Source organism: Intrasporangium sp. (assembly GCF_036566125.1).
In the GTDB taxonomy this organism is placed as follows: domain Bacteria; phylum Actinomycetota; class Actinomycetes; order Actinomycetales; family Dermatophilaceae; genus Intrasporangium.
Window position 1 is genome coordinate 1 of sequence record NZ_DATCWX010000050.1, and the last position, 10,314, is coordinate 10,314.

11 protein-coding genes are annotated in these 10,314 nt (G+C 70.4%); 5 read left to right on the forward strand and 6 right to left on the reverse strand.

The window, feature by feature from the left end; all coding sequences use genetic code 11:
- Nucleotides 1-255: hypothetical protein (locus VIR15_RS03025; RefSeq protein WP_331925993.1), on the forward strand; the 255-nt coding region annotated here is incomplete at its 5' end.
- 3 nt (nt 256-258) lie between these two features.
- Here the strand turns inward: VIR15_RS03025 and VIR15_RS03030 are convergent.
- From VIR15_RS03030 to VIR15_RS03045, 4 genes are read right to left on the reverse strand one after another with little or no spacing between them, the layout of a single operon-like run.
- Nucleotides 259-897, reverse strand: coding sequence for a hemerythrin domain-containing protein (locus tag VIR15_RS03030; protein WP_331925994.1), 639 nt, complete (start codon nt 895-897; stop codon nt 259-261).
- Between the two features lie 51 nt (nt 898-948).
- Nucleotides 949-1,518 (reverse strand): orotate phosphoribosyltransferase, encoded by a 570-nt coding sequence (gene pyrE, locus VIR15_RS03035; RefSeq protein ID WP_331925995.1) that lies wholly within the window; start codon nt 1,516-1,518, stop codon nt 949-951.
- 53 nt (nt 1,519-1,571) lie between these two features.
- Nucleotides 1,572-2,342, reverse strand: coding sequence for an SDR family NAD(P)-dependent oxidoreductase (locus tag VIR15_RS03040; protein ID WP_331925996.1), 771 nt, complete (start codon nt 2,340-2,342; stop codon nt 1,572-1,574).
- A gap of 5 nt (nt 2,343-2,347) precedes the next feature.
- A complete protein-coding gene (locus VIR15_RS03045) occupies nt 2,348-3,190 on the reverse strand; it encodes an alpha/beta fold hydrolase (RefSeq protein ID WP_331925997.1) in 843 nt (280 codons plus the stop codon).
- 80 nt (nt 3,191-3,270) lie between these two features.
- Between VIR15_RS03045 and VIR15_RS03050 the strand changes: the two genes are divergently transcribed.
- Both VIR15_RS03050 and VIR15_RS03055 read left to right on the forward strand, forming a co-directional pair.
- Entirely contained in the window at nt 3,271-4,089 is an 819-nt protein-coding gene (locus VIR15_RS03050; RefSeq protein ID WP_331925998.1) for an exodeoxyribonuclease III, read from the forward strand.
- A 57-nt stretch (nt 4,090-4,146) separates the two neighbouring features.
- Nucleotides 4,147-6,210 (forward strand): transglycosylase domain-containing protein, encoded by a 2,064-nt coding sequence (locus tag VIR15_RS03055; RefSeq protein ID WP_331925999.1) that lies wholly within the window; start codon nt 4,147-4,149, stop codon nt 6,208-6,210.
- Nucleotides 6,211-6,466: 256 nt separating this feature from the next.
- Here VIR15_RS03055 and VIR15_RS03060 read toward each other — a convergent pair whose 3' ends face one another.
- Nucleotides 6,467-8,176, reverse strand: a complete 1,710-nt coding sequence (locus VIR15_RS03060) for an MFS transporter (RefSeq protein WP_331926000.1) — start codon at nt 8,174-8,176, stop codon at nt 6,467-6,469.
- 5 nt (nt 8,177-8,181) lie between these two features.
- Nucleotides 8,182-8,889, reverse strand: a complete 708-nt coding sequence (locus VIR15_RS03065) for an LppX_LprAFG lipoprotein (protein ID WP_331926001.1) — start codon at nt 8,887-8,889, stop codon at nt 8,182-8,184.
- Between the two features lie 89 nt (nt 8,890-8,978).
- Here VIR15_RS03065 and VIR15_RS03070 point away from each other — a divergent pair, with 89 nt between their 5' ends.
- Together VIR15_RS03070 and VIR15_RS03075 are read left to right on the forward strand one after the other, a co-directional pair.
- Nucleotides 8,979-9,557, forward strand: a complete 579-nt coding sequence (locus VIR15_RS03070; RefSeq protein WP_331926002.1) for a hypothetical protein — start codon at nt 8,979-8,981, stop codon at nt 9,555-9,557.
- The gene (locus VIR15_RS03075; RefSeq protein ID WP_331926003.1) at nt 9,554-10,162 is read left to right on the forward strand and encodes an HAD family hydrolase; all 609 of its coding nucleotides are present in this window, start codon (nt 9,554-9,556) and stop codon (nt 10,160-10,162) included. Before VIR15_RS03070 ends, VIR15_RS03075 begins: the two co-directional genes overlap by 4 nt.
- The last annotated feature ends 152 nt before the right edge of the window (nt 10,163-10,314 follow it).

A 10,314-nucleotide genomic window follows, 5' to 3' on the forward strand; every position in this document is an offset into this window, starting at 1 on the left:
CGGTGGGAGGCCCGCCATCGGACCCGCCGGCTCCACCGTGCTCGGTGGCGCGACCTGCCCGAGGGCGCGTTCGTGCTCATCGACGCGGGGCCGGCCCTCGTCCGGAACGACCACCTGACCCTGTGGTTGCCGGACAACAGCTACGGCGAGCAGCTGCCCAGGCCTCGTGCCGGGACCGCGACCCTGGTGACTCCGCCCTCCACGGTCGCGGCGTTGCGACGTGGCTACCCGGTCCAGATCGCGACCGCGCTGTAGGGCTCAGCGCCAGACCGGGGCCACCTCGCGGTGGTAGGCGCGGCCGAAGCCGCGGCTGAGCACGAAGAGCACCGGCGGGGGCACGTTCTTGCGCAGTGCAGCCACCACGTGCGGCTCGGCGCCGTCCTGCAGCCAGGCCATCAGCTCGCCCGCCAGGAACGGGCCGCCAGTGCGGAGCTGCTTCTCGACAGCTTTCCATTCGGGCGTGTGGTCTCGAGCCACGATCACGGGCATCACCTCGTTCTCCTCGTGCACGAGGTGCCGGTCGGTCACAGCCGTGGTGTGCGCGACCGCGCTCGCGGCAGCGGCAGCCCGCTCAGCCGTCGGCTCCGATGCCAGCCCGTCGACCGCCGCGGTCACATCCTGCATCGCACGACTCATCGCCTCGTGCTCGTCCTCCATCGCCTGCAGCACCGAGGGGTCGATGGCGTCAGGCCCGAGGGAGCGCAGGTAGGGCCAGACGTACGTGTCCTCGGAAACGTGGTGGTGGTGCAGCTGGTTCCACAGCGTCCGCCAGGCCCGCTGGAGGGCCCTGGCCCGGTCATGGTCACCGGCGGGGAAGGCTCCGAGGGCTCGGTGCATGCGCGCCAGGTCACGGCGCACTGCGGTGTGGATGATGGTGTTCATGGTGAGGTCGGCCATCGCCCAACCGTATGGATCCGAGCGCGCCAGCGTGACTGGTTTTCTGTGCCGTCAGGCCAGGCCGAGGTCCTCGAGCGAGTAGACGAACCGGTACTCGACCCCTGCCTCCTCACGGATGCGCTCCCCCGCGCCCGTCGCGCGGTCGGCGATCGTGGCGACGGCGACGGGCACGGCTCCCGCCTCGCGCACCGCCTTGATCGCTTCCAGCGGCGAGTTCCCGGTCGTCGTGGTGTCCTCGACGACAAGGACCTTTCGACCCTCGATGGATGGGCCCTCGATGCGCTGCTGCAGCCCGTGCGCCTTGCCGGCCTTGCGGACGACGAACGCGTCCAGCCGCTCTCTGGCTGCAGCGGCCGCATGGAGCATCGACGTGGCAACCGGGTCGGCGCCCAGGGTCAGGCCGCCGACCGCGTCGTAGGCCAGATCCCTGGTGAGGTCGCGCATGACGATCCCGACCAGAGGGGCCGCCTCCGCGTCGAGCGAGATCCGCCTCAGGTCGACGTAGTAGTCGGCCTCCGCACCGGAGCTGAGCCTGACGCGCCCGTGGACGATGGCCTTCTCCTTGATGAGCTCGAGCAGTCGGGCGCGGGCGATGTCGACGTCGATCCGTGGCTGGGTCACAAGGCTTCATCGTATGCCGCTGAGCTGGCCTCCAGCGCCGGCCGCGTGACGAGTCAGCGGCGTCTGCGAGCGACCTTCGCAGCCCTGCGGATGAGTGGACGCGGCGCGACGCTGAGCAGTCCCACGATCGCCTTGTACTGCAGGCCCGGCACCGAGACGACCCGTCCCTTGTCCACGTCCCTGAGGCAGTCGGCGACGAGGTCGGCCGGCTCGAGCCACATGAACCCGGGCCCTGGCTTCGAGAGGCCGGCGCGTTCCTGGAACTCGGTGTTGGTGAAGCCCGGGCAGAGCGCGGTGACGGTGACCCCAGAGCCGTCCAGCTCCATGGCGAGTCCCTCGCTGAACGAGGTCACCCAGGCCTTGGCCGCCGAGTAGGACCCGGAAGCGAGGAACCCAGCCACCGAGGACACGTTGATGATGGTGCCGCGGTGCCGCTCGCGCATCGCCCGGCCCGCGGCGTGGGACAGGACGAGCACAGCCCGCACGAGCACGTCGAACGCCGCCTCCTCGTCCGCGAGGTCGCCGCGCAGGAAGCTGCGGCGCAGGGCGAAACCGGCATTGTTCACCAGTACGTCGACGGGGCGGTCAGCGTCTCCCAGCCGGTCCGCAACCGCCTGAAGAGCCTGCCGGTCGGAGAGGTCGGCCACGAGGATCTCGGACTCAGCGGCATACGTCCGCTTGAGCTCGGCGGCCACCTCCTCGAGTCGGCCCCTGTCGCGCGCGACCAGCACGAGGTCGTGCCCGCGCTGGGCGAGCTGGGTGACGAACTCCCGGCCGATGCCTGCGGTGGCTCCGGTGACGAGGGCGACGGGGCGCGAGGTCATGATGGTCACAATAGGGGTGGGTGGGCGCCCTCGACTCGGCTGATGATCGCGGCCGCGCACTCGTCCGGTCGTGTCTCGGGCAGCCAGTGGGTGGCGTCGAGCTCGACGAACTGGTACGGCCCCGTCACGTGCTCGCGGGTCAGCTCTGCCGCATGCCGACCGAGTGCGACGTCCCGCGATCCCCAGACGTAGGTCGCCGGCACGGCGACCCGGTGGGCCCGGACCGTCGAGGACCGCATGGCGCGGTACCAGCTGATCGGCCCGCGGAGCGCCTCGGGCCGGGCCAGTCGCGCCGCGTAGCGCTCCGCGTCCTCGATGGGCAGGCCCGATCCGACCATGATGGAGCGGAACCACGCGGCGACAAGACGCTCAGGGAGGACCGGGACCTGAAAGGCGGCCATGTACCACGACCGGCGCAGCTGGTCGAAGGTCCGCAGGGCCCGAGACAGCGCCGCGGGATGCGGGGTCGCCAGGACCGTCACCGAAGCGACGCGGTCCGGGTGGTTGCCGGCGACGAGCCAGGCGACGCCGCCACCCCAGTCGTGGCCGACGAGGTGGACGCGTTCGTGACCTGTGGCGTCGATGAGCGCGATGACGTCGCCGACGAGGTGCTCGAGCCGGTAGGCGGCCGTGCCGGGCGGCCTGGCGCCCGCGCAGTAGCCCCGCTGATCCGGCGCATAGGTCCGCATTCCGGCCGCGTGCAGCTGCTCGCTGATGCGGTCCCAGCTCGAGCGGTCCTGCGGGAAGCCGTGGAGCAGCACCACCGGCGTGCCGTCGGCCGGCCCGGCATCCGTCACGTCGAAGACGAGGTTCTGGTGGTGCAGGATCGGCAGTCGGTCGGTGGCCATGTCCCATGATCGCCCATGGGCCACCAGGTCTCCGCAGGGCCGTCTGGCGATGTCCGACCGCCTCGTTAGGGTAGGGAACCGTGCGCATCGCCACGTGGAACGTCAACTCCATCCGCTCCCGGATCGACCGCGTGACGGACTGGCTCGTCCGGAGCGAGGTCGACGTCCTCGCCGTCCAGGAGACCAAGGCCCGCGAGGACCAGTTCCCCTACGACCGGTTCAAGGACCTCGGCTACGAGGTGGCCCACCATGGGCTGTCGCAATGGAACGGCGTGGCGGTCGTGTCCCGAGTCGGGATCGAGGACGTGCGGATCGGCTTTGACGGGATGCCCGGGTGGGGCGACCCGATTGCCGAGGAGGCAAGGGCGATCGGTGCCACCTGCGCCGGCGTCCGCGTCTGGTCGCTCTACATCCCCAACGGACGCACGCTCGACGACCCGCACCTGCTCTACAAGGTCGACTGGCTGCAGGCCCTCGCGGCAGCAGGCCGGACCTGGCTGGCCGATGACCCGAGCGCGCAGATCGCGCTGCTCGGCGACTGGAACATCGCGCCGTTCGACGAGGACGTCTGGAGCGTGCCGTACTACGAGGGCCGCACGCACACGTCGCCGAAGGAGCGCGCCGCGTTCCAGGGCGTCGTCGACGCGGGCTATGTGGACGTCGTCCGGCCGCACACGCCTGGTCCCGGCGTCTACACGTACTGGGACTACACGCAGCTGCGCTTCCAGAAGGGCAGGGGGATGCGGATCGACTTCGCCCTCTGCTCGCCGGCGCTCGCGGCGCGGGTCACCGGCGCAGCGATCGACCGGGAGGCACGCAAGGGCAAGGGCGCTAGCGACCATGCGCCGGTCGTCTTCGAGATCGATGGACCTGCGGGCCACGGCGGCGGCGGGTCGTAACGGCACTCACAGCCAACGCACAGCGACCGTCCAGCAACGCTGCCTAGACTCGAGAGAGTGGCCCGTCGTGCCCACCCAGTGACCCGCATTCCGGCGCTCCTCGTGGCGTTCATCGTTGCGGCGGTCGGGCTCGGACTGCTGTCGTCAGGGATCGCACTGCCCGCCGTCGCGGGACTCGGCCGACTCGCACTCGCCGGAGCCGACACGATCAGCGCGCTGCCGGCGTCCTTCGCGACGACCCCGCTCGCGCAAGGGTCCCGGATTCTCGCCGCAGACGGGTCGCTGATCGCCACGCCCCAGGACAAGGACCGCGTCATCGTGCCTCTCTCGGCCGTGGCCCCGGTCATGCGCCGGGCCCAGGTGGCCATCGAGGACAGCCGGTTCTACTCGCACGGGGCGATCGACCCGGAGGGCATCGCGCGAGCGCTCGTCGAAGACCTTCGCACGGGGCAGGCGACACAGGGCGCCTCCACGCTGACCCAGCAGTTCGTCAAGCTCAGCCTCGAGGAGCAGGCCCGCGCCGCGGGAGAGGACGCGGCAGCGCAGGCGGCGACAGCAAAGACCTTGGTGCGCAAGCTCACCGAGCTGCGGTATGCGACGACGCTCGAGCGCCAGTGGACCAAGGACCAGATCCTGGCCGGCTACCTCAATGTCGCCTACTACGGCGACGGCGCCTATGGCGTCGAGGCCGCGGCCGAGCACTACTTCGGTGTCCACGCGAGCCGGCTGACGCTGTCCGAGGCCGCGACGCTCGCCGGGCTGGTGCGCAGTCCGAGCGCAACGGATCCCGTCCACCATCTCGCAGCCGCGACGGCACGGCGCAACGTGGTGCTCGACCGCATGCACGACCTCGGCCTCATCAGCGCGGCCAACTGGCGCGCCGCCGAGAAGCGGCCACTCGCCAAGGACCTGAATGTGACCCAGCCGCTGAGTACCTGCGCCGCATCGCCACATCCGTATTTCTGCGAGTTCATCCTCCAGTGGCTCGAGCGTCAGCCGGCGCTCGGCGAGACGGTCGAGGCGCGACACGACCTGCTCTACCGAGGCGGGCTGACCATCCACACGACCCTCGACCCAGACGTCCAGCGGATCGTCGATCGGTCGCTCCGTGAGGTCGCTCCGGAGCGCAACTCGCTCCGGGTCGCTGCGGCCGCGTATGTCACGGAGCCCGGCACGGGCCGCGTCATCGCCTTCGGCCAGGACACCCGATTCGGCCTGACCACGACAAGCGGCGTCACGGCGATCAGCTACGCGGTGGACCGGGCCTACGGCGGCTCGGGCGGCTTCCAGTTCGGCTCGACGGCCAAGGCGTTCTCGCTCGTGACGGCGATGCACCAAGGGCTGGGTCTCCGGGCCAGTGTCGACGCCCCTGCAGCTGGGCCGCACTCGGCCGCGACCTTCACACCGCGTCAGTTCCCGCAGCCCTGCGGTCTCGCGGTCCCATGGCACGTCTACAACGACACGGCGTGGCACGGCGGACGGATCTCGCTCATGGAGGCAACGGCACGCTCGACCAACACCGCGTTCGTCGCGCTCGCGACTCGGCTCGGCGTGTGTGCGATCCGGGACACGATGCAGGCGTTCGGCGTCCACGGCGCGGACGGGTCGCCCATCGGGACGTACCCTCCCCAAGTTGTCCTCGGAGCGGAGACGGTGTCGCCGCAGACGATGGCCAACGCCTATGCCGGCCTCGCCGCCGGTGGGACGGTCTGCCAGACCTACCCCGTCACCGAGGTCGATCAAGGCGGCCAGGTGCTCTGGCAGCCGACGCCGTCATGCCGGCAAGTCGCGGCAACCCGGGACGTGTCGCAGGCGACGAAGTACCTGGAGTACAACATGACCCACGGCTCCGGCATCCTCAACCAGCTGCCCGGCCGCCCATCCGCTGGCAAGACCGGAACTGCGGACGGCAACGCCCAGTCATGGTTCATCGGCTACACGCCACAGTTGGCGACGGCGGTCTGGGTCGGCAACCCGACGAACCCGACCCGCCGGATGTTCAACGTCTCCATGGCCGGCAAGTCGTGCACCGCGATGACGGGGGCCTGCTACGCGGCGCCGATCTGGAAGCGCATCATGAGCCGCGCCCTCGACGGCCAGCCCGTCCAACGGATGCCCTGAGGGCGGGCAGGCTCCCGCCGCTTCGCACCTTCCCAATCGAGTGAACAACTTTTGGGCTTGTATGACTCTTCCGTGGGTCATCTACGGCACGAGTGGATCAGCCGTATGCCGCTGAGCTCGGCCCCACGCGCCCGCTCAGTCCCAGCGTGGCCCGGTCCCCGTCGAAGGTGCACTTCCCGTGGCCCCGTGTGCTCTCAGCCAGACGCTCAATCACCTACGGAAACATCAGTAGTCCACTTTTCGGCCCGATTCTTGTTCACTCGATTGGGGACGAGAGGTCGCGGCGCAGAGCGCGCCCGAGCGTGAACGCGATGGCCGCGCCCAGGAGCGCCGCGACGGCCCCACCGAGGAAGACGGTCTGCACCTGCACGACACCGGCAGCGACGAGCGCGTCGGTATCGAGCGGGTCCGGTATGTGGCGAGCCGCCTCGAAGTAGCGGTTGAGCCCTATCGAGGTCAGCAGCGCGAGGCCGACGACCATGCCGACCATCCTCGCGACGACGACGAGGGCGCTCGCGACGCCGTGCGCATGGTCGGGCGAGTCGGCGAGCACCGCGTTGTTGATGGGAGCGAGGGCAAGCCCCATGCCGAGGCCGACGATGACCAGCACGAGCGTCGTCGGCACGGCGTCCTGGATGGACAGGATGGTCCACCCGGACATGGCGAGCAGCCCCGCCGCCGCGAGCAGGAGCCCGACCCCTGCGACAACGCCCTCGCCCAGTCGATGGAGGGACCATCCTCCGACGAGGGCACCGACCGGCACGGCCAGCAGGAAGCGGACGAGCACCAGTGCCGCACCCGTCTCGTCGTACCCCTCGGCGAGGCGGGCCAGAACCGGGACGTCGACGACCACTGCGACGAGCGCGGCGCCGACGCACAGGCTGACGAACAGCGAGCGCAGGCCACGCCGGCCGACGACGCGCCTGGGGATCAAGGGGTCGGTCGCACGCCCATGCCACCAGAGGAGGACCGCCAGCGCAACGGCCCCGAGCGGCAGGAGCGCGAGGCCCCAGGGCCCGACCACCTCCTTCTCGGGGTCGGACGACGCGAAGGTCAGGACGAGACTGCCCAGCGCGATGGCGACGAGGAGCGCCCCGAGCAGATCCACGCGGCGCAGCACCGCCCACCAGCGTGGAGCGGTGGCGACAGCAAGGACGAGGAGGAGCAGCAGGGCGGCGATCCCGATCGGCGTGAGCAGCGGCGACTCTCCGACGATGGGCACGAAGGCGAGCCCGAGCGTCACGTCCGAGACCAACGCCTCGGGCTCGGCGAGTGCGAGCACACCCAAGCCGAGGCCGAGCCCCGCGAGCACCCCCGTCATGACGCGTCGAGTGAGCCCAGGCGGCCGCCCCGCCTGCGACGCTTTCTGCAGACTCGACGTGGAGGGCGGGAGGGCTGGGAGCGAGCGAGCCCCGAGAGCGCGCACAGCGGCATACAGAATGAGTCCGGCAATGACGTTGGCCCAGAAGATGGCCCGCCACCCTGACCACGCAAGGATCACCGCGCCCAGCACGGGGCCGAGCACCGAGCCGAGCTCCTGCACCGCCCCGACAACGCCGAGCGGCGTGCCACGACGGTCTGCCGGCCAGAGGTCCGCGACGAGGGCCAGCGTCGCCGGCACCAACCCGCCGCCACCGACGCCCTGCAGCACGCGGCCGCCGACGAGGACGCCCAGGTCGGTGGCCAGCGCCGTCACCGCCGAGCCGACCACGAAGACGATGAGACAGCCGAGCAGCACCCGGCGCCGGTCGAGCAGGTCGGACAACCGCCCGATGAGGGGCAGCACCGCGATGTAGCCGAGCAGGAAGCCGGAGATGATCGGCGTCGCCCGCTGCAGCGCGTCGACGCCGATGCCGACACCGGCCATCATGTCGGTCAGCGCCAGGACGACGACATAGGTGTCAGCCGCTGCGAGCGCGACTGCGACCGACGCCGTCGCGAGCAGGGCGTGCCGGCCGGAGGGCACCCGGCTCAGGGCTTCTCGATCGTGACGGGTGCGCCGTACTGGTCGAGCGTCAGGGTGTACGTCGACGACGTGCCGGAGCCGAAGAATGGCCCGGTAAGCGCGACCCGACGGAGCTCGTCCTCGTCGGTCAGGCCGTACGTCGCCTGGAACGTCCCGTTCCGGTCGCCGACGAGGAACAGGTCGACGACCTTGTCACCTGGGAGCGTGCCCTTGATCGTCGTGAGGACCTCCGCGCCGTTCCGGATCTTCTCGCCCTCGACCGGGCTCTGCGTCGCGGTGAGCAGCGACGAGAGACCATGATCGGTCGAGAAGAGCGTGGCCGGGTCGGGCACGCCGAACGCCTTCGGATCGATCTTGTTCATACCGGGGAAGAGCGGCAGCTTCGCCCACACCTCGCCGCCGGTGGAGACGATCTCCACGTCGGCTGGGATGCCGGAGAACACGCCCTTGAGGGTGCCCTTGAACGCCGGCGGATGGGCGCCCCACCCGTCACCGGACGTGACGCCGCTGGCGTCCTTCGGCACCCCGGAGCTCTCCAGCTTGAGGTGGACCGAGGGCGCCTCGTCGACCTTCGCCTTGGCGGCCGCGAGGCGCTGGGCCGGACTCGGCGGCGTCGGGCCCGGAGTGCTGTCGCCGTCATTGGTGCACGCAGCGAGTCCCGTCGCGCAGAGCGCGGCAAGGACGGCGGCGGCGAGCTTCACCGGGATTCGCATGGGCGTCAGGCTAACGGAACGACGTGGGCGCCAACCGAACCAGCACGCGCCCGCTGGGTACGGCTAGGGTCGACAGCAGCAAGAAGCGCATGACCGATGCGCGCGACGAAGGAGTTGACATGATCCTGCTCGGCATCATCCTCTTGCTTCTCGGCGCCGGCCTCGGTATCGCCGCCTTCCTGGGCGTGCGTGACGAGACGGGCACGGTCCAGCTCCAGGCGCTCGGCTTCAGCCGGGACTCACACCCCCTCGAGCTCGTCGCCGTTGGAGCCATCGCGATGCTCCTCGTCGCCCTCGGGTGGGCCCTGGTCGCCGCAGCGGCCCGCCGCCGGGCCAGGATCCGGCGGGACGAGCGGGAGGCTGAGCGCCTTGCCGACCTCGAGCGGACGGCCGAGGCCGACCGAGTCGAGCAGGAACGCCGCTTCGAGGAGGCCTCCCTGCAGGATGAGGACCTCCGCAGCCGCGAGAGTCGTCTCGACGAATGGGCAGAGGAGCTCGACGCGCGGGAGCGGGAGGTCGCTCGCCTCGAGGACGCTTACAAGCAGCGGGTCGACCCGTCGGTGGCTGACGTCGTGACCGGCCGAGCCGAGGGCAGCGTGTCCGAGGGCACGGCTCACTGGGCGCACACGACGCCGCGCCGGCAGGCCGACGACAACTCGAGCACGTGACCTGGCGGATCCGGGAGCACACCGCCTACGTCTTCGACCTCGACGGCGTCGTCCGCGACTTCGCCCCGGGGGACCAGAACCCCGTCATCGAGGCAGCCCTGAACCTGCCGCCCGGCACGGTCGCGGCCACCGCCTTCCGTCCGGACCTGCTCGAACCGACGATCACGGGTCAGCAGACCTTCGACGAGTGGTATGCCGCCATCTGCCTCGCCCTGGAGCCCGCGGTCCCCGAGCCCGACCGCGTCAGGCAGCACATGGAGAAGTGGCGGGCCCACCGCGGCTCGCCGATCAATGAGACGGTCGAGCGGCTCCGCACGCTGCGCGAGGACGGCCACCGCACCTACGTGTTCACGAACGGCACGGACTACGTCCCCGAGGAGATCGAGCTGCTCGGGCTGACGCCGCTCTTCGACCGGATCCTCAACAGCGCCGACTTCGGCATCGCCAAGCCAGACCCCCAAGCCTTCGCCGCAGCCCATCGGGTGATCGAGGCCGACTTGGGTCACCCGATCGCCCGCAGCGACGTGTGGTTCACGGACGACCGGCCCGACAACGTCGAGGCGGCTCGCGAGTTCGGCTGGGACGCGGAGCTCTTCACCCAATGAGCAACGCCACAAAGCCTGAGGGTCGCTCAGTTCGTTCAGACAAGCCTCCCAGCTGGCAACACACCCGCTTATCGACTGCCGCCCCCTGCTGCAGCAGGGGGCAGCAGTCGATAAGCGGGTGTGTTGCCTGCTGGGAGGCTTGTCTGAACGAA